Genomic DNA, 18,460 nt, shown 5'->3' with positions numbered 1-18,460 from the left:
AGCCATTAAGGATTGCTGGATTTACTTACTTCGTGCCAAAGTCCACAGTGGGTGGACGAGAGATTTCAGCTTCGTTCTGCACGGTGAAGTTGGGTTTGGCCTTATAGCCAAAGACCATGCCTGTGAGATTGGTGGGGAAGCTCCGCGCAAGTACGTTGTACTCCTGAACCGACTGGATGTAGGCATTGCGTGCGACTGTGATGCGGTTCTCGGTGCCCTCCAGGGTGACGCGCAAATCACGGAACGCCTGATTGGCTTGCAGTTGCGGGTATTGTTCGGCAACCACCATCAGCCGTGATAGCGCGCTGCTCAACTCACCTTGGGCTTGTTGAAATTTCTCGAATGCAGCGGGATCGTTGATCAACTCGGGTGTGGCCTGAATGGATGTGGCCTTGGAGCGCGCTTCAATCACTTTGGTCAGCGTCTCCTGCTCAAAGTTGGCTTCACCTTTGACGGAGGCAACGATGTTAGGCACTAAGTCTGCACGTCGTTGGTACTGGTTGAGCACCTCGCTCCACTTGGACTTGGTGTCTTCATCCAGTCTCTGGAAATCGTTGTAGCCGCAGCCGGTCAGTGCAGTGGCCATCAACAAAATCGCAAGAAGGCGTTTCATGGCGTATCCCTTTTCTTGGTATGAACTATGGAGCGTATTGTGCGTGACCCATGAGGCTGCAATGTGTAGGGCAACCGCGTGCAAAGCATGCTGCATTGCGGTTATCTTTGGCAACTACATGCGGCAAAAAAACAGGTTGGCAGATATGGATGACATCGTAAAACAAGCGCTGGAGAAATGGCCCAATGTGCCTGACTGTTGGGGCTGGCTGGGGCTGGACATGCGCGGCAATTGGTGGCTGCGTGACAGTGATGCTCAAGCGCTAGGAGCATTTCCTGCCAGCAAGGGAACATTGTTGGCGCATGAGAAGCTGCTGTCTTTTATTGGCCGCAATTACGAGGCAGATCAGCAGGGGCAGTGGTTTTTTCAGAATGGCCCGCAGCGCGTGTTCGTAGAGTTGGAAAGCACGCCCATGATTTGGCGTGTGCATGCAGACGGGCGTGTGGTTTCGCACACAGGCCTGGTTGCGCAGCAAGTGCAGCAGTGTTTGCTGGACGAGCACGGCCATGTGTATTTGCTGAGTGAAGGAGTCTTGGGCCTGGTGCATTCTCTGGATGTGTTGCACGCAGCAGCTGCCATTGAGTCAGGGCAATGGCAGGTTGAGGATGTGCAGGCGCACACCCTTGCTGCGCGGTTTGGTTTTGTGCGCAGTCCTCAGCAGCGACAGCTTGGTCAGGCGTAAATAAAAAAGGATCCGGTAAAGGATCCTTTTTCAAAATAGACCTGGGCCTGCGTATCGCTCAGTTGGCAGGCACCTCTTCTTTGGCTTCGGGCTGAGGCTCTTCAAAGCTGCCACCTGCGGCGTTGGCCATGAAGGCAACCGCGCGAGCTATTTCCAGGTCATTGAACTCGCCGCCACCCTGAGGTGCCATGGCGCCTTTGCCTTTCAAGGAAGATTGAACCAAGGCGTCGAAGCTCTGGCTCAGGCGAGGGCCCCATTCCGCAGCATCAGAAAACTTGGGGGCGCCCGAAACACCAGTGCCGTGACAGGCCACACACTGCACTTTGTAGACGTCTTCACCAGAGCGCAGCGGACGATCTCCATCGGCCTCGCGAATTTCAATAGAACCTATTTTTTGGATGCGCTGAGCCTGGGCCAGCTCATGCATTCCAACGCCTGCGCCAGTTTTTGGCGCTGAGCCCACAAACGTCACTAGACCGATGATCAAAATTACTGGCAGGATGAAGGCAAGCAATACAGTGATCAGCAGTTGCTTGGAGTTCTTGATGGGGCCGGTGTGGCCTTCTTCGTGGTGCGTATCGCTCATGGCGTCCTCTGCTTATCGGGGGCGGGAAAAACCAACAGAAAATTATATCGACCGACTCTTTTTTTACCCTGGCCACAGTGAGCGGTAAGCGGTCACTGTGGCGCAGAGTTGACGCATCTCAATGATTGTTCACTTCCTGCTTGCCAAGACTGGCTTCAGACCAGCCTCCGCCTAGGGCTTTGTACAGATTGATTTGATTGATCAACTGTGCAAGGCGCACTTGGACATCTGCTTGCTCCAGAGCAAACAGCGATCGTTGGGCATCCAGCAAGTCCAGATAGCTGGCGACACCGTTGCGATAGCGCAGATCTGAAAGGTAAAAGCGTTTGCGCTCTGCTTCAGCCTGTGCGGTTTGGGCGCGTGCCTGCTCAGCCAGGGTGGTGCGGCTTGCGAGAGCATCGGAGACCTCCTTGAAACCTGTCTGAATGCTTTTTTCATATTCAGCAACGGCGATTTCACGTGCTGCCTTGGCAGAGTCAAGGTTCGCGCTCAGACGTCCTGCAGTAAAGATGGGCAGATTAATGGTTGGTCCGATGTTGAAGCCCCAGGTGCCACCTTTGAACAGTCCGGAAAGCTCATCGCTGACACTGCCGTACTGTGCCGTCAGCGAAATGCTGGGGAAGAAGGCCGCCCGTGCTGCGCCAATATTGGCATTGGCAGAAATCAATCTTTGCTCTGCGGCCCGAATATCGGGGCGACGCACCAGCAAGTCAGATGGCAAGCCCGCAGGAATATCCATCATGGCAGGGGTGTCTGACAGCTTGGTGCCCTGGATGCTGGTGAGTAATTCGCTGGGCACCTGCTGGCCAATCAGTAGCGCCAGGGCGTTTTCATCCAGCGCGCGCTGGCGCTGCTGTTGCGCAAAGGTCGCACGCGCAGCCTCGGTCAGGGATTCGGCTTGACGGTAATCCAGTTCGGAGGAGAAGCCTGCATCAAAACGCAGCTTGGCAAGTTTGATGGACTCTTCTCGCGTGATCAACGTGCGGCGAGAAATGTCCAACAGCTCTTCATCTGCAATCAGTGCCAGCCAGCCTTGTGCCACGCTGGTGACCAAGGTCAGCTCAAAAGCTTTGCGCCCTTCGTCGCTGGCCAAATACTGCGCCAAGGCTGCTTCCTTCAGGCTGTTGACGCGACCAAAAAAGTCAATTTCCCATGCAGATAAGGCCAATCCAACAGAAAAGGTGTTGCCAAGGTCGCCAGTGACTTGGCTGTTGCCGCGATTGGCGGAGGCTACCCCCCCAACGCTGGGGAACAGTGCCGAGCGCTGGATTTGGAATTGGGCACGAGCCTGCTCCAGATTCAGGACAGCAATGCGCATGTCGCGGTTGTTGTCCAGCGCCAATTCCACAAGCTGCTGCAAGCGTGGATCCGTGAAGTAGTCGCGCCAGGCAATGGCGGTGTTCTCACCCTGGGCTGCAGCTTGTGAATAGGTGGCAGGAACGGGCGCTTGTGGGCGCTCGTACTCGGGAATCAGCGAGCAGCCTGACAAGGCAGCCGCAGCGGCCAATGCGATCAAAGAAAGATGTTTAGGCATGTTGATCCACTCCTGCTGTGCCAGCGGGGGCGGCGGTTGTATTGGCGGCAGGCGGCTGAGCTTTGCCCTTGAACAGGGTGCGCACCACCACGAAGAAGACGGGCACAAAGAACACTGCCAAAACAGTACCAGTGATCATCCCGCCCAGAACGCCGGTACCGATGGCACGCTGGCTGGCTGAGCTGGCGCCCGAAGCAACGACCAAGGGAACCACACCCAAACCGAACGCCAGCGACGTCATGATGATGGGGCGGAATCGCAGGTGGGCTGCCTCGAGTGCAGATTCAATGATGCCCTTGCCAGAAGCCTGCAGGTCCTTGGCAAATTCAATAATCAAAATGGCATTCTTGGCAGACAAGCCAATCACCGTGATCAGCCCAACCTGGAAGTACACGTCGTTGGAATAGCCGCGCAACAGGATGGCCAGCAAGACGCCAAGCACACCCAAAGGCACAACCAAGATCACGGCCATGGGGATGGTCCAGCTCTCATACAAAGCCGCCAGGCACAAGAACACCGCCAGGATGGCGAAGCTGTACAGCACCAGCGATTGCGAGCCGGCCAGCTTTTCCTCATAAGACTGTCCGGTCCATTCAAAACCAAAGCCTTGTGGCAGTTGCGAAACGATGCGCTCAACTTCAGCCATTGCATCACCAGTGCTGTAGCCTTCTGCAGGCGCGCCGGAGAGCTTCATCGCAGGGTAACCGTTGTAGCGCACGGTCTGCTGAGCGCCCTTGACCCAGTTCACGGTCGCGAATGCCGACAAGGGAACTGGCTCGCCACGCGTGTTGGATGCGTTGATTTTGAGTAGATCATCAGGCTGCATGCGAGCAGGCGCATCGGCTTGCACCACCACGCGCTGCAGACGGCCTCGATTCGGGAAGTCATTTACATAGGCGGAGCCCATGGCCGTCGACAGGGCAGTATTGATGCTGTCAAACCCGACACCCAATGCATTGGCCTTGTCGCGGTCAATGTCGATGCGCAGCTGTGGCGCATCTTCCAAACCATCGGGGCGAACCTGCGTCAGGATAGGGCTTTGAGCGGCCATACCCAGGAACATGTTGCGCGCGTTGACCAAAGCGTCATGTCCCAAACTGCCGCGGTCTTGTAAGCGCACGGTAAAGCCAGAGGACACACCCAGCTCTGGAATGGGAGGTGGGCTGAGTGCGTAGATAAAGGCGTCACGGATGCCACCTGTGCCTTGCATGATACGTGCGGCCAAGGCGTCGGCATGCTGGCTGGCCGCTTTGCGGTCATCCCAGTTCTTGAGGGTGATGAAGCCAATGGCTGCGTTTTGGCCCTGGCCGGAGAAGCTGAAGCCAATCACGCTCACCATGTCGCTGACCTCAGGCTGTTGGAGCACAAAGCCTTCGACTTGCTTCATGACCTCTTCGGTGCGCTCAGCCGTTGCGCCAGCAGGGAGCTGTACGTTCACCAGCACGTTGCCCTGGTCTTCACCGGGCAGGAAAGAGGTGGGCAAGCGCGTGTACATCACCACCACTGCAGCAATGATGGCTGCGTAGATGATGAGATAGCGCGCAGCCTTGTTGAGCATGCGCGCCACCACGCTTTCATAGCGCTTTGCGCCCTTGGAGAACGTGCGGTTGAACCAGGCAAAGAAACCTTTGCCTTCCAGGTGGTGGCCAGCTTCTACGGGCTTGAGCAAAGTGCCGCACAGCGCAGGCGTGAGTGACAGCGCCATGAACGCAGAGAAGCCAATGGATGCCACCATCACCGTTGCAAACTGGCGGTAGATATTGCCAGTGGAGCCAGCGAAGAACGCCAAGGGGACAAATACCGAGATCAGCACCACGGTCACACCGATGATGGCGCCAGAAATCTGGCCCATGGCTTTGTGCGTTGCCTCTTTGGGAGGAAGACCTTCCTCACTCATGATGCGTTCAACGTTTTCCACCACCACGATGGCGTCGTCCACCACGATACCGATCACCAGCACCATGCCAAACATGGTCAGCACGTTGATCGAGAAGCCCAAGGCCAGCAAGGTGGCAAACGTACCAAGCAGTGCGACAGGCACAACAATGGTCGGAATGATGGTGTAGCGCCAGTTCTGCAGGAACAGGAACATCACCAGGAACACCAGGCCCACGGCTTCCAGCAAGGTGTGTGCAACCTTGGTGATGGAGATGCTCACAAAGTTCGAGCTGTCATAAGGGATGGAGTAGCTCAGACCTTCAGGGAAGTACTGGGATAGCTCGTCCATCTTGGCGCGCACTGCCTGGGCTGCAGCCAGTGCATTGCCCGTTGGGGACAGCTGCACGCCGATACCAGCAGCGGGCTTGCCGTTCAAGCGTGCGGTGGTCGCGTAGCTTTGGCCGCCAATTTCAATGCGGGCAACGTCCTTGAGCCGAACCGCAGCGCCTGATGTATCCGCGCGCAAAACAATGTTGCCGAACTCCTCAGGAGTGGACAACTGGCCACGCACTGTCACAGTGGCTGTGATGCCCTGGCCTGCAATACCAGGCAGGTCGCCAATAGCACCCGACGCGACCTGCGCGTTCTGTGCTCGAATGGCTGCAATTACTTCTGCACTGGAGAGCTTGAAGCCTTCGAGTTTTGTAGGGTCGATCCACACGCGCATGGCTTGCTCGGAGCCAAACAGTTGCACCTGACCAATGCCTTCCAGGCGCTGGATTTCGGGCACCACATTTCGGGATGCATAGTCACCGATACGCACCACATCCCAGTCCGGGTTGGATGACGACAGCATGGAGAACAGCAAGAAGTTGGAGGCAGATTTATCTACCTTCACACCTTGCTGAGTCACTGCCGCCGGCAGACGAGGCGTCGCACGCGACAAGCGGTTTTGCACGTCCACCTGGGCCATCTCAGGGTCGATGCCTTGCTCGAAACTGACGGTCACCGAACCCGTGCCGTTGGACTGGGCCACGGACTCCATATAGAGCAGGCCAGTGGCGCCGTTCATTTCGCGCTCAATGACCGAAAGCACACTGTCTTCAAGCGTTTGTGCGGAAGCGCCAGGGTAGACGGCACTCACCACAATCGCAGGGGGAGCCACAGGGGGATATTGCGCAATGGGCAGTTGCGTGATGGAGACAGCGCCCAGCACCATGATGAAAAGCGCAACCACCCAGGCAAAGATGGGGCGCTCGATAAAGAATTTAGCCATGTGACAAGGTCCTCATTTACTTGGCTTCGGTGCCTTGTGCAGCAGGTGCAGCAGGTGCAGCAGTGGCAGGCGCTGCATCACTGGCCTTGTCCCCTGCAGTGCCAGGAGCAGTCCAGGGCACAGCTTTCACGGGCGTTCCAGGAGGCAGCATCTGCAGTTTCTGGAAGCCGTCGACCATGACCTGCTCACCCGCTTCCAGGCCCTCTTGAATGACCCAGCGGTTGCCACTGGCCATGCTGACCTTGACAGGGCGCACGCTGACCTGGCCTTCTGCTGATACGACGCTGACAGTGTCGCCTTGCTCTGTGCGTGTGACCGCCTGCTGCGGCACGGTGATCGCGTTGGTCGCTTGGGCCTGCTCCATGCGAATGCGGACATACAAACCAGGCAGCAGCAATCCCTTGGGGTTGGGGATCTCAGCGCGTAAAGTAACCTGGCCGGTACCTGCATCGACTGCCAGATCACTGAAGAGCAGCTTGCCGGGTGTTTCGTACTCAGAACCATCATCCAGAACTACGCGCACTTCGGCAGCTTGTTGACCGGCCGACTTGAGCTTGCCCTCATCCATGGCCTTTCGCAGCTTGAAGGCTTCGGTCGCCGACTGGGTGAAATTCACATATACCGGATTGATTTGCTGAATCACGGCCAGTGGTGTGGCTTCTCCCTGCCCAACCAGGGCGCCTTCCGTAACCAATGCTTGTCCAATACGCCCCGAAATGGGCGCTGTGACACTGGCGTAACCCAGGTTGATGTCTGCTGTGCGGACGGCAGCCTTGGCTGCTGCCACTTCGGCTTGTGCTTGCTTTTGTGCTGCTTCGGCGTTCACGAAATCCTGCTTGCTGATCGCGTTGGCTGCGACCAGAGGTCGGAAACGTTCAAGTTGCGCGGTAGTTTGTACCAGGCTGGCTTCTGCACGTGCCAGGGTAGCCCGTGCACTTTGTGCGGAAGCTTCGTAGGGAGCGGCATCAATGCGAAACAAAGTCTGTCCTGCTTTGACGTCCGAGCCTTCGGTGAACAAGCGTTTTTGCAAAATTCCCGCACTTCTTGCGCGTACTTGTGCAACGCGAGATGCCTCTACGCGACCTGGCAACTCGGTGATCAGGCCCACTTCGCCGGGTGTTGCTGTGACCACGCCAACGGGAACCTGGGGAGCGCTGCCAGCTGCGGCTTTGGCAGGATCTTCTTTTCCTTTGCCACATGCAGTCAAAACAAGAGCACATGCCAGTGCAACAGGGACGGGGCTGAATAGTCGGGCCCATGCATTGGTATGGCCAGAGCAAATGCGGTTCATGGTTGTCCTTCGGGGAAGATGTCCTAAAGCTACAAGCGCAGCAGGAACGCAGAAGTCAGTCAAAGCATCTGCGTTCATTCAGAAAATGGATATACATACAATGGTGAATGTATGTGAGCGTACGATTGTAGTAGTGCACATGCTGCCGATGTGTGGGTATCAATGCAAGTGATGGGGTCCAATGGTACGAAGAACAAAAGAAGATGCAGAAATGACTCGAAACCGGCTGCTGGATGCCGCGGAGCAAGTGTTTCATGCAAAGGGTGTCAGTGGGGCCTCGTTGAGTGAGGTGGCGCAGGCCGCTTCCATGACCCGCGGAGCGATTTACTGGCACTTCAAAGACAAAGCGGATTTGTTCGATGCCATGCTAAAGCGCGTCACCTTGCCATTTGAGCAGGCATGGGAGGGAGATGACGGAGAAGGGTTGCAAGGGCCAGCTTTACCGAGAATCCTGAGCGTTTATCGAATGATTTTGCATTCTGTAAGTGCTCATGCAGGCGTCCAGCGAGTATTTGACATTGCACTTTACAAAGTGGAGTGCGTTGGTGAAATGCTGGCAGTTAGAGAGCGGCGTTTGATGGGTTTGATGCGTTTTACCAAACAGGTTGAAGCAGCCTTGTCCTTGGCCGCTAAGCAGCAAGATGTTCAGTTAACCATTCCAACCGCCAGCGCGGCAATTGGTTTGCATGCAATTTTTGATGGCGTGCTGCACGCTTGGCTGTTGCACAATGCGCGGCCTTTTGATTTGGAGAAAGAGGGAATGACAGCGGTAACTTGTTACCTCCAAGCCCTAGGTTTGAATGTTTCTAAAGAAATTGCACAAATCTCTCAAAACTGATGATTTGTGCAGGTTAGAATTGCGGCTGTAGATTTTTTGGTAGTTCGCGTGCAGCGGGCGTCTGCGGCTGTAGCTCAGTGGATAGAGTATTGGCCTCCGAAGCCAAGGGTCGTGGGTTCGATCCCCGCCAGCCGCGCCAGACTAAATTGAGGAAATATTAAAAAATATTTTTGAGAGCAAAAAGTCTGCTACAATTGAAATCTCTTCGGAGGGGTGCCCGAGTGGCTAAAGGGGGCAGACTGTAAATCTGTTGGCTTACGCCTACACTGGTTCGAATCCAGTCCCCTCCACCATCTTTTTGAAAGATGAGAAGAGATAAGCATTGCAGGGCAATGCGCGCAAACCTAAGGTTTGCGGGAGTAGTTCAATGGTAGAACCCTAGCCTTCCAAGCTAATGACGCGGGTTCGATTCCCGTCTCCCGCTCCAAGATTCATAAGTTTGTAAGCGCAAACTTATGCCCATGTGGCTCAGTGGTAGAGCACTCCCTTGGTAAGGGAGAGGTCGGCAGTTCGATCCTGCCCATGGGCACCAATTTCATGGTGCTTCTGTGTCAGATGGTTGCGCCGATACCTCGTTAGCATTTGGTTTTTTTCGGAGTCGAAAAAATGGCAAAAGAAAAGTTCGAGCGCACCAAGCCCCACGTGAACGTGGGTACCATTGGTCACGTTGACCACGGTAAGACCACCCTGACAGCTGCTATCGCTACAGTGCTGTCCAAGCACTTCGGCGGCGAAGCTCGCGACTACTCGCAGATCGACAATGCGCCTGAAGAAAAGGCTCGTGGTATCACCATCAACACTTCGCACGTTGAGTACGAAACCGCTACTCGTCACTACGCTCACGTTGACTGCCCCGGTCACGCTGACTATGTGAAGAACATGATTACCGGTGCTGCTCAGATGGACGGCGCTATCTTGGTTTGCTCCGCTGCTGACGGCCCAATGCCCCAGACACGCGAGCACATCCTGCTGGCTCGTCAGGTTGGCGTTCCTTACATCATCGTGTTCCTGAACAAGTGCGACATGGTGGATGACGAAGAACTGCTGGAGCTGGTGGAAATGGAAGTCCGCGAACTGCTGGACAAGTACGATTTCCCTGGTGACGACACACCTATCATCCGCGGCTCTGCCAAGCTGGCTCTGGAAGGCGACCAATCCGACAAGGGTGAGCCAGCAATCCTGCGTCTGGCTGAAGCTCTGGACTCCTACATCCCCACACCTGAGCGTGCTGTGGACGGCGCATTCGTGATGCCTGTGGAAGACGTGTTCTCGATCTCCGGTCGTGGTACCGTGGTGACAGGCCGTATCGAGCGCGGTGTGATCAAGGTTGGCGAAGAAATCGAAATCGTCGGTATCAAGGACACACAGAAGACCACCTGCACAGGCGTGGAAATGTTCCGCAAGCTGCTGGACCAAGGTCAAGCTGGCGACAACGTGGGTCTGCTGCTGCGCGGCACCAAGCGTGAAGACGTGGAACGCGGCCAAGTGCTGTGCAAGCCCGGCTCCATCAAGCCACACACACACTTCACTTCCGAAGTGTATGTGCTGTCCAAGGACGAAGGCGGCCGCCACACTCCTTTCTTCAACAACTACCGCCCTCAGTTCTACTTCCGTACAACTGACGTGACCGGTTCCATCGAGCTGCCAGAAGGCAAGGAAATGGTGATGCCTGGCGACAACGTCTCCATCACTGTGAAGCTGATCGCTCCTATCGCTATGGAAGAAGGTCTGCGTTTCGCTATCCGCGAAGGTGGCCGTACTGTTGGCGCCGGTGTGGTTGCTAAGGTTATTGCCTAATTTATTTCGGGTTTAGGGGTATAGCTCAATTGGCAGAGCGTCGGTCTCCAAAACCGAAGGTTGTAGGTTCGATTCCTACTGCCCCTGCCACCATGTAGTGGTAACACCAAGCCCGCCAGGAACTGGCGGGCTTAAGTGTCTTGTGCTGCAGCAATGTTGCAGTGAGAAAAAGAGAGTTATGGCCACGTCGCAAGTAGAAACAGTTAGCACAGGTGCCGACAAAGCTAAGTTGGCTGGTGCATTGCTTTTGGTAATCGCCTCTGTTGCAGGCTTTTATCTGTTGTCCAAGCACGGTGCTGTTGCTCAATGGGGTGTCCTGGTAGTCGGCTTGATTGCTGCTGCCGCGACGTTCCTGGTTTCTGAACAAGGCAAGCAATTGCTTGGCTTTGGTAAAGATTCCTGGAAAGAAGTCAAAAAGGTAGTGTGGCCAACTCGCAAGGAAACCTTGCAGATGACCCTCTACGTTTTTGCGTTTGTGGTGGTCATGGCTCTGTTTCTGTGGCTGACGGATAAAACGCTTGAGTGGGCTCTTTATGATCTCATCTTGGGCTGGAGAAGCTAATGACTGATGCGATCGAACCTGTGTCGGGTGAGGCCGGTGCGTCTGCTCCTGTGAATCCCGATCTGCGCTGGTATATCGTGCATGCTTATTCAGGCATGGAAAAAGCGGTAGAGCGCAACATTACTGAGCGCATTAATCGCGCTGGTATGCAAGATAAGTTTGGTCGAATCTTGGTTCCCACCGAAGAAGTGGTGGAAATGAAGGGCGGTCAACGCAAGACCACAGAGCGTCGCCTGTTTCCAGGTTATGTCTTTGTTGAAATGGTCATGGAAGACGATACTTGGCACCTGGTCAAGCACACCAGCAAGGTCACTGGCTTTGTAGGTGGCGCCAAGAATCGTCCTGCTCCCATCTCTGAGGCTGAAGTCCAGAAGATTGTGAGCCAGATGCAAGAAGGCTCTGACAAGCCTCGCCACAAGATTGAGTTCATGGTGGGCGAATTGGTTCGTGTGAAGGAAGGTCCTTTCACAGACTTCAACGGCAGTGTCGAAGAAGTGAACTACGAGAAAAATCGTCTGCGTGTTTCTGTGGCAATTTTTGGTCGTTCGACACCTGTCGAACTCGAGTTCTCTCAAGTCGAAAAAACTTGAGGTACGTTTCTGGCCCCGCGTATTGAAATATTGGGGCTTTAACCCCGGGGAGCTGCGTCTTTTTGGAGACCCAGCGTTATCACCCGTAAGGAGCTAAAAATGGCGAAGAAAATCGTCGGCTTCATCAAGCTGCAAGTGCCAGCTGGTAAGGCCAATCCATCCCCTCCAATCGGTCCTGCGCTGGGTCAGCGCGGTCTGAACATCATGGAGTTCTGCAAGGCATTTAATGCGCAGACTCAAGGTGTTGAGCCAGGTCTGCCTTTGCCTGTGGTGATCACGGCATTTGCTGACAAGAGCTTCACTTTTGTTATCAAGACTCCTCCAGCGACCGTTCTGATCAAGAAGGCCATCAAGCTGGACAAGGGCTCTTCGAATCCTCTGAAGGCCAAGGTCGGCAAGATCACCCGCGAACAGCTGGAAGAAATCGCCAAGACCAAGTTGAAGGACATGAATGCTGCTGACGTGGACGCCGCTGTGCGTACATTGGCAGGTTCTGCTCGTTCGATGGGCGTGATTGTGGAGGGTTTGTAAAATGGCCAAGTTGACCAAGAAGCAAAAAGCCCTGCAGGGTAAGGTGGACTCCACCAAGCTGTACACATTTGCTGAAGCTGTGGCTCTGGTGAAGGATGCTGCAACTGCCAAGTTCGATGAATCCATCGACGTGGCTGTGCAACTGGGTGTGGATGCCAAGAAGTCTGACCAAGTGGTGCGTGGCGCTGTTGTGCTGCCTCACGGTACAGGTAAAACTACCCGCGTTGCTGTGTTTGCCCAAGGTGCCAAGGCTGAAGAAGCCAAGGCTGCTGGTGCAGACATCGTGGGTATGGACGACCTGGCTGCGATGGTGAAGGCTGGCGACATGCCTTTCGACATCGTGATCGCTGCTCCTGATGCAATGCGCATCGTGGGTCAGCTGGGTCAAATCCTGGGTCCACGTGGTCTGATGCCTAACCCCAAGGTTGGCACTGTGACTCCTGACGTTGCTACAGCGGTGAAGAACGCCAAGGCCGGTCAAGTGCAGTTCCGCGTGGACAAGGCCGGTATCATCCACTCGACCATCGGCCGTCGTTCATTCGACAACGACAAGCTGCAAGCCAATTTGGCAGCTTTGATTGATGCTCTGAACAAGGCGAAGCCTGTCTCCAGCAAGGGCTTGTACCTGCGCAAGGTGGCAGTATCCTCCACCATGGGTGTGGGTGTTCGCGTTGAGACACAATCCATCGCAGCTTAATTGCTAAAATCTTTGGTTCCGTCAGAAATGATGGAGCCAATGTGGTGGGCTAAATGGCTTTGCTTGCAAAGCCGTTTAGGTCATCCAAGACCGCTGGTGTGGCTAGCCACTTAATACTTCCAGCGCAGATGGCGATCCCGCTGCAGATGGATGAATGTCCTTCTAACAGTTGGTCGCTGCAATAAGAGCGCGTATGCAGGGCCTGCCTTGTATATGCATTTTAAGGAGTAGACCTTGAGTCTGAATCGCAGTGAGAAAGAAGCGGTCATCAATGAAGTGACCAGCCTCGCCGCTAAAGCTCAAACGCTTGTGATCGCGGAATACCGTGGCATCACGGTCGCCGACATGACCAAACTGCGTGCTGATGCTCGCAGCAAGGGTGTGAGCCTGAGCGTGTTGAAGAACACCCTGGCCCGCCGTGCTGTCGCCGGCAGCGCGTTTGAAGTTGTGGCTGACCAGATGACTGGTCCCCTGATCTATGGCTTCTCTGAAGACGCAGTGGCTGCCGCCAAGGTGGTGGCCGACTTCGCGAAGACCAACGACAAGTTGGTGATTCGCGGTGGCGCGTTTGCAGGCAAGGCCCTGGACGTGGACGGTGTGAAGCAACTGGCAAACATTCCTTCCAAGGAAGTTCTGCTGGCACAACTGTGCGGCTTGCTTATGTCCCCAGTCTCGCGTACGGCCGTTGTGCTGGGCGCTCTGGCGGCAAAGAAGAGCGAAGGCTCTGCCGAAGTGGCAGCCGAAACAGCCGCAGCCTAAGCGCTCGGCAAAACCAACAAATTTGTTAGGAAATCAAAATGGCATTCGATAAAGACGCATTCTTGACCGCCCTGGACAGCATGACTGTTCTGGAACTGAACGACCTGGTTAAGGCAATTGAAGAGAAGTTTGGCGTGAGCGCTGCTGCTATGGCCGCTCCTGCTGCTGGCGGCGCTGCTGCTGGTGCTGCTGCTGCTGAAGAAAAGACCGACTTCAACGTCGTTCTGGCTGAAGCTGGTGCCAACAAGGTTGCCGTGATTAAGGCTGTGCGTGAAATCACTGGCCTGGGTCTGAAGGAAGCCAAGGACCTGGTGGACGGCGCTCCTAAGGTTGTTAAGGAAGCCGCTCCTAAGGCTGACGCTGAAGCTGCTGTGAAGAAGCTGACCGAAGCTGGTGCTAAGGCTGAACTGAAGTAATTCAGTCCAATCCTGAGGCTGGAGTGTCTGAAAAGGCACTCCAGCCTTTGGTGCTTGTGGATATGGTTTTTACAGAGCACACCAGAAAGCCTGTTTTGAACAGTTTTTCTAGTGTCTTCTGACAACCCGACAGCAGAAGACGCCTTGGTTCGGGCAGTGTGCAATGCATTGCCGTCAGCCATGGTTGGTAGTGGCCAACCGCCAAGCCGGCAAAAAAAGCGCTCGCTGTATTTGCCGGACAGTGTCGTCGCAGACCCAGGACTCATGTCTTTGCCCGGAGATCTCATGGCCTATTCTTACACCGAACGCAAGCGAATTCGCAAGAGTTTCGGCAGCCGCGACAGCGTGCTCGAAGTGCCTTACCTGCTGCAGATGCAAAAAGATGCCTATACCGCATTCCTGCAAGCAGATGTAGCCCCCAAAAAACGTACGATGGAAGGCCTGCAAGCGGCCTTTGAGTCGGCATTCCCTATCGTCTCCCACAATGGTTTTGTGGAGATGAAGTTTGTTGAGTACAACTTGGCCAAGCCTGCATTCGACGTGCGCGAATGTCAGACACGTGGTCTGACGTTCGCGTCGGCTGTGCGTGCCAAGGTGCAACTGATCATCTATGACCGCGAGTCCTCGACCAACCAATCCAAGGTGGTCAAGGAAGTGAAGGAGCAAGAGGTCTACATGGGCGAAGTGCCCCTGATGACCGAAAAGGGCTCTTTCATCATCAACGGTACAGAGCGCGTGATCGTATCTCAGCTGCACCGCTCGCCAGGCGTGTTCTTTGAGCACGACAAGGGCAAGACCCACAGCTCGGGCAAGTTGCTTTTCTCGGCACGCATCATTCCTTACCGCGGCTCTTGGCTGGACTTCGAGTTCGACCCCAAGGATTTGCTGTACTTCCGCGTGGACCGTCGCCGCAAGATGCCTGTGTCGATCCTGCTGAAGGCCATCGGCATGTCGCCAGAACAGATCCTGGCACACTTCTTTGTGAACGACAACTTCCGCCTGATGGACAGCGGCGCACAAATGGAATTTGTGGCCGACCGTCTGCGTGGTGAAGTGGCACGTTTTGACATTACCGACAAGTCGGGCAAGGTCGTGGTTGCCAAGGACAAGCGTATCACTGCGCGCCACACTCGTGAGCTGGAGCAGTCGGGTACCAAGTTTGTCAGCGTGCCAGAAGACTTCCTGATTGGACGCGTGCTGGCCAAGAACATCATTGACCCTGACACCGGTGAAATCATCGCCAAGGCCAATGAAGAGTTGACTGAAGCGGTACTGAAGAAGCTGCGCAGCGCTGGTGTGCAGGACATCCAGTGCATCTACACGAACGAGCTGGACCAAGGTGCGTACATTTCGCAAACTCTGCGCACCGACGAAACCGTGGACGAGTTCGCTGCCCGTGTTGCCATTTACCGCATGATGCGTCCTGGTGAGCCTCCTACCGAGGACGCTGTGCAAGCGCTGTTCCATCGCCTGTTCTACAACGCAGACACATACGATCTGTCGCGTGTGGGCCGCATGAAGTTCAATGCCCGCGTGGGCCGCGAATCGGCAGAAGGTCCCATGGTGTTGTCCAATGAAGACATCTTGGCCGTGGTCAAGCTGTTGGTGGATCTGCGCAATGGTCGTGGCGAAGTGGACGATATCGACCACCTGGGCAACCGCCGCGTGCGTTGCGTGGGCGAACTGGCCGAAAACCAATACCGTACCGGTTTGGCACGTATTGAAAAAGCTGTGAAGGAGCGTCTGGGTCAGGCTGAGCAAGACCCGCTGATGCCTCACGACCTGATCAATTCCAAGCCTATCTCTGCAGCGCTGAAGGAATTCTTCGGTGCATCGCAGCTGTCGCAGTTCATGGACCAGACCAACCCGCTGGCCGAAATCACGCACAAGCGTCGTGTTTCGGCCCTTGGCCCAGGTGGTTTGACACGCGAACGTGCAGGCTTTGAAGTGCGTGACGTGCACGTGACCCACTACGGTCGCGTTTGCCCTATCGAAACGCCTGAAGGTCCAAACATTGGTCTGATCAACTCGCTGGCGCTGTACGCTCGTTTGAACGAGTATGGCTTCATCGAGACCCCTTACCGTCGCGTGGTCGATGGGAAGGTGACAATGGAAATCGACTACCTGTCCGCCATTGAAGAAGGCAAGTATGTGATCGCTCAGGCCAACGCCGAGCTGGATGCAGAAGGCCGCCTGGTGGGTGATCTGGTGTCGGCCCGCGAAAAGGGTGAGTCCACCTTGCTGTCGCCTGAGCGCGTGCAGTACATGGACGTGTCGCCAGCGCAGATTGTGTCGGTGGCGGCTTCCCTGATTCCTTTCCTGGAACACGACGATGCGAACCGCGCGTTGATGGGTGCCAACATGTCGCGTCAGGCCGTGCCTGTGCTGCGTCCCGAGAAGCCCATGGTGGGTACGGGCATCGAGCGCGTTGCTGCGGTGGACTCTGGCACCGTCGTGACTGCCCGTCGCGGCGGTATCGTGGACTATGTCGATGCAACCCGCATCGTGATCCGCGTGAACGACCAGGAAGCGGTGGCTGGCGAAGTCGGTGTGGACATCTACAACCTGATCAAGTATCAGCGTTCGAACCAGAACACCAACATCCACCAGCGCCCCGTGGTCAAGCGCGGCGACGTGCTGGCCAAGGGTGACGTGATTGCGGATGGCGCATCGACTGACCTGGGCGAAATCGCCATTGGTCAGAACATGCTGATCGCTTTCATGCCCTGGAACGGCTACAACTTCGAAGACTCGATCCTGATTTCTGAGCGCGTGGTGGCTGAAGACCGCTACACCTCGATCCACATCGAAGAACTCGTGGTGATGGCACGTGACACCAAGTTGGGCGCGGAAGAAATCACCCGCGACATCCCCAACCTGTCCGAGCAGCAACTGAACCGTCTGGACGAGTCCGGCATTATCTACGTGGGCGCTGAAGTTCAACCAGGCGACACACTGGTTGGCAAGGTGACACCAAAGGGTGAAACCACGCTGACGCCTGAAGAGAAGCTGCTGCGCGCCATCTTCGGCGAGAAGGCTTCCGACGTGAAGGACACTTCGCTGCGCGTAGACCAGGGTTCGTCTGGCACCGTGATCGACGTGCAGGTATTCACCCGTGAAGGTATCCAGCGTGACAAGCGTGCTCAGCAAATTATTGATGATGAGCTCAAGCGCTTCCGTCTGGACCTGAACGACCAGCTGCGTATCGTGGAAGCCGACGCGTTTGACCGTATCGAGAAGCTCTTGATCGGTCGCACCGCCAACGGTGGCCCTAACAAGCTGGCCAAGGGAGCCAAGCTGGACAAGGCTTACATGGACAGCGTCGAGAAGTTCCACTGGTTTGACATCCGTCCTGCAGAGGATGAGGTGGCTGCCCAGTTGGAGTCCATCAAGAATTCGCTGGAGCAAACACGCCACGAGTTCGATCTGGCCTTCGAAGAAAAGCGCAAGAAGTTGACACAAGGCGACGAGTTGCCTGCTGGCGTGCTGAAGATGGTCAAGGTGTATCTGGCAGTGAAGCGTCGCTTGCAGCCTGGTGACAAGATGGCCGGTCGCCACGGTAACAAGGGTGTGGTCTCGCGTATCGTGCCTGTGGAAGACATGCCTTTCATGGCCGACGGCACCACTGCCGACATCGTGCTGAACCCTCTGGGCGTGCCTTCGCGTATGAACATCGGTCAGGTGTTGGAAGTGCACTTGGGCTGGGCCGGTAAGGGTCTGGGTCAGCGCATTGGCGACATGCTGCGTGACGAAGCCGCTGTGGCTGAAGTGCGCGCCTTCCTGGAAGAGGTTTACAACAGCCGTGGCCGCAAGGAAGACCTGTCGTTGCTCAGCGATGCAGAAATCATGCGTATGGCTGACAACCTGAAGACCGGCGTGCCTTTCGCGACGCCTGTGTTTGACGGTGCTTCCGAACAGGAAATCAAGGACATGCTGAAGCTGGCATACCCTGATGATCTGAAGGAGCGCAAGGGCCTGACCGAGACACGTACGCAAGCGTACCTGTTCGATGGCCGCACTGGCGAGCAGTTCGAGCGTCCAACCACTGTGGGTTACATGCACTACCTGAAGCTGCACCACTTGGTCGACGACAAGATGCACGCGCGTTCCACAGGCCCATACTCGCTGGTGACACAGCAACCTCTGGGCGGTAAGGCCCAGTTCGGTGGTCAGCGTTTCGGTGAGATGGAAGTGTGGGCGCTGGAAGCTTATGGCGCCGCTTACGTGCTGCAGGAAATGCTGACGGTGAAGTCTGACGACGTGGTGGGCCGTACCAAGGTGTACGAATCTATCGTTAAGGGCGAGCACGCGATCGAAGCCGGTATGCCCGAATCGTTCAACGTTCTGGTCAAGGAAATTCGTTCCTTGGGTCTGGACATTGAACTGGAACGTACCTAAGGCCTTAAAGAA

Annotated in this window: 15 protein-coding genes and 5 tRNA genes; 15 read left to right on the top strand and 5 right to left on the bottom strand. The window is 55.7% G+C overall.

Translation table 11 applies throughout. The annotated features are described in order from the left end of the window. Positions 1 to 25 precede the first annotated feature (25 nt). Positions 26 to 613, bottom strand: coding sequence for a LemA family protein (locus QEP11_RS07505; protein ID WP_284336026.1), 588 nt, complete (start codon positions 611 to 613; stop codon positions 26 to 28). 145 nt (positions 614 to 758) lie between these two features. On the opposite strand from QEP11_RS07505, the gene QEP11_RS07500 reads away from it, so the two are divergent. Then, positions 759 to 1,295 carry a DUF2946 family protein gene (locus tag QEP11_RS07500; RefSeq protein ID WP_284336025.1) on the top strand — a complete coding sequence of 179 codons (537 nt, stop codon included), beginning with the start codon at positions 759 to 761 and terminating at the stop codon, positions 1,293 to 1,295. A gap of 58 nt (positions 1,296 to 1,353) precedes the next feature. Here the strand turns inward: QEP11_RS07500 and QEP11_RS07495 are convergent, their stop codons facing one another. The 4 genes from QEP11_RS07495 to QEP11_RS07480 all read right to left on the bottom strand — a co-directional run bounded on the left by QEP11_RS07495 (position 1,354) and on the right by QEP11_RS07480 (position 7,860). Continuing rightward, a complete protein-coding gene (locus tag QEP11_RS07495) occupies positions 1,354 to 1,881 on the bottom strand; it encodes a c-type cytochrome (protein ID WP_284336024.1) in 528 nt (175 codons plus the stop codon). Between the two features lie 118 nt (positions 1,882 to 1,999). Further along, positions 2,000 to 3,415, bottom strand: a complete 1,416-nt coding sequence (locus tag QEP11_RS07490; protein WP_284336023.1) for an efflux transporter outer membrane subunit — start codon at positions 3,413 to 3,415, stop codon at positions 2,000 to 2,002. Further along, on the bottom strand, positions 3,408 to 6,569 hold the full coding sequence (locus tag QEP11_RS07485) for an efflux RND transporter permease subunit (protein ID WP_284336022.1): 3,162 nt from the start codon (positions 6,567 to 6,569) through the stop codon (positions 3,408 to 3,410). The genes QEP11_RS07490 and QEP11_RS07485 overlap by 8 nt, the downstream gene beginning before the upstream one ends. 16 nt (positions 6,570 to 6,585) lie before the next feature. Then, positions 6,586 to 7,860, bottom strand: a complete 1,275-nt coding sequence (locus tag QEP11_RS07480; RefSeq protein WP_284336021.1) for an efflux RND transporter periplasmic adaptor subunit — start codon at positions 7,858 to 7,860, stop codon at positions 6,586 to 6,588. Between the two features lie 181 nt (positions 7,861 to 8,041). Between QEP11_RS07480 and QEP11_RS07475 the strand changes: the two genes are divergently transcribed. The 14 genes from QEP11_RS07475 (at position 8,042) to rpoB (ending at position 18,448) form a co-directional block, all read left to right on the top strand. After that, positions 8,042 to 8,698: a TetR family transcriptional regulator gene (locus tag QEP11_RS07475; protein WP_284336020.1), complete on the top strand. Its 657-nt coding sequence runs from the start codon at positions 8,042 to 8,044 to the stop codon at positions 8,696 to 8,698. Between the two features lie 63 nt (positions 8,699 to 8,761). Beyond that, positions 8,762 to 8,837 (top strand) — tRNA-Arg (locus tag QEP11_RS07470). A 68-nt stretch (positions 8,838 to 8,905) separates the two neighbouring features. Then, positions 8,906 to 8,991, top strand: a tRNA-Tyr gene (locus tag QEP11_RS07465). A gap of 60 nt (positions 8,992 to 9,051) precedes the next feature. Further along, positions 9,052 to 9,125 (top strand) — tRNA-Gly (locus tag QEP11_RS07460). Positions 9,126 to 9,155: 30 nt separating this feature from the next. After that, a tRNA-Thr gene (locus QEP11_RS07455) sits at positions 9,156 to 9,230 on the top strand. A gap of 74 nt (positions 9,231 to 9,304) precedes the next feature. Then, positions 9,305 to 10,495 carry an elongation factor Tu gene (gene tuf, locus QEP11_RS07450; protein ID WP_284336019.1) on the top strand — a complete coding sequence of 397 codons (1,191 nt, stop codon included), beginning with the start codon at positions 9,305 to 9,307 and terminating at the stop codon, positions 10,493 to 10,495. Positions 10,496 to 10,509: 14 nt separating this feature from the next. Continuing rightward, positions 10,510 to 10,585: transfer RNA gene (locus QEP11_RS07445), tRNA-Trp, on the top strand. 88 nt (positions 10,586 to 10,673) lie between these two features. Beyond that, on the top strand, positions 10,674 to 11,057 hold the full coding sequence (secE, locus tag QEP11_RS07440; protein WP_284336018.1) for a preprotein translocase subunit SecE: 384 nt from the start codon (positions 10,674 to 10,676) through the stop codon (positions 11,055 to 11,057). Then, on the top strand, positions 11,057 to 11,647 hold the full coding sequence (nusG, locus tag QEP11_RS07435) for a transcription termination/antitermination protein NusG (protein ID WP_284336017.1): 591 nt from the start codon (positions 11,057 to 11,059) through the stop codon (positions 11,645 to 11,647). Before secE ends, nusG begins: the two co-directional genes overlap by 1 nt. 99 nt (positions 11,648 to 11,746) lie before the next feature. Then, positions 11,747 to 12,178, top strand: coding sequence for a 50S ribosomal protein L11 (rplK, locus tag QEP11_RS07430; protein ID WP_042413800.1), 432 nt, complete (start codon positions 11,747 to 11,749; stop codon positions 12,176 to 12,178). Position 12,179: 1 nt separating this feature from the next. Further along, positions 12,180 to 12,875, top strand: coding sequence for a 50S ribosomal protein L1 (gene rplA, locus QEP11_RS07425; RefSeq protein WP_284336016.1), 696 nt, complete (start codon positions 12,180 to 12,182; stop codon positions 12,873 to 12,875). A 234-nt stretch (positions 12,876 to 13,109) separates the two neighbouring features. After that, complete coding sequence (gene rplJ / locus QEP11_RS07420; protein ID WP_284336015.1) at positions 13,110 to 13,634, top strand: 50S ribosomal protein L10; 525 nt, start codon at positions 13,110 to 13,112, stop codon at positions 13,632 to 13,634. Between the two features lie 38 nt (positions 13,635 to 13,672). Beyond that, positions 13,673 to 14,050, top strand: coding sequence for a 50S ribosomal protein L7/L12 (gene rplL / locus QEP11_RS07415; protein ID WP_284336014.1), 378 nt, complete (start codon positions 13,673 to 13,675; stop codon positions 14,048 to 14,050). 285 nt (positions 14,051 to 14,335) lie between these two features. Further along, positions 14,336 to 18,448, top strand: coding sequence for a DNA-directed RNA polymerase subunit beta (rpoB, locus tag QEP11_RS07410; protein ID WP_284336013.1), 4,113 nt, complete (start codon positions 14,336 to 14,338; stop codon positions 18,446 to 18,448). Positions 18,449 to 18,460: the final 12 nt, after the last annotated feature.

The sequence above is a fragment of the Comamonas halotolerans genome (genome assembly GCF_030162935.1).
Taxonomy (GTDB): Bacteria; Pseudomonadota; Gammaproteobacteria; order Burkholderiales; family Burkholderiaceae_C; genus Comamonas; species Comamonas halotolerans.
Note: the sequence above shows the minus strand (reverse complement) of the source record. Positions and strands in the feature narration are given on the sequence as shown.

Excerpts from the sequence above, each read along its gene's own strand:
- QEP11_RS07505 (WP_284336026.1), bottom strand. The coding sequence starts at position 613 with ATGAAACGCCTTCTTGCGATTTTGTTGATGGCCACTGCACTGACCGGC.
- QEP11_RS07500 (WP_284336025.1), top strand. The coding sequence starts at position 759 with ATGGATGACATCGTAAAACAAGCGCTGGAGAAATGGCCCAATGTGCCT.
- QEP11_RS07495 (WP_284336024.1), bottom strand. The coding sequence starts at position 1,881 with ATGAGCGATACGCACCACGAAGAAGGCCACACCGGCCCCATCAAGAAC.
- QEP11_RS07490 (WP_284336023.1), bottom strand. The coding sequence starts at position 3,415 with ATGCCTAAACATCTTTCTTTGATCGCATTGGCCGCTGCGGCTGCCTTG.
- QEP11_RS07485 (WP_284336022.1), bottom strand. The coding sequence starts at position 6,569 with ATGGCTAAATTCTTTATCGAGCGCCCCATCTTTGCCTGGGTGGTTGCG.
- QEP11_RS07480 (WP_284336021.1), bottom strand. The coding sequence starts at position 7,860 with ATGAACCGCATTTGCTCTGGCCATACCAATGCATGGGCCCGACTATTC.
- QEP11_RS07475 (WP_284336020.1), top strand. The coding sequence starts at position 8,042 with ATGGTACGAAGAACAAAAGAAGATGCAGAAATGACTCGAAACCGGCTG.
- tuf (WP_284336019.1), top strand. The coding sequence starts at position 9,305 with ATGGCAAAAGAAAAGTTCGAGCGCACCAAGCCCCACGTGAACGTGGGT.
- secE (WP_284336018.1), top strand. The coding sequence starts at position 10,674 with ATGGCCACGTCGCAAGTAGAAACAGTTAGCACAGGTGCCGACAAAGCT.
- nusG (WP_284336017.1), top strand. The coding sequence starts at position 11,057 with ATGACTGATGCGATCGAACCTGTGTCGGGTGAGGCCGGTGCGTCTGCT.
- rplK (WP_042413800.1), top strand. The coding sequence starts at position 11,747 with ATGGCGAAGAAAATCGTCGGCTTCATCAAGCTGCAAGTGCCAGCTGGT.
- rplA (WP_284336016.1), top strand. The coding sequence starts at position 12,180 with ATGGCCAAGTTGACCAAGAAGCAAAAAGCCCTGCAGGGTAAGGTGGAC.
- rplL (WP_284336014.1), top strand. The coding sequence starts at position 13,673 with ATGGCATTCGATAAAGACGCATTCTTGACCGCCCTGGACAGCATGACT.
- rpoB (WP_284336013.1), top strand. The coding sequence starts at position 14,336 with ATGGCCTATTCTTACACCGAACGCAAGCGAATTCGCAAGAGTTTCGGC.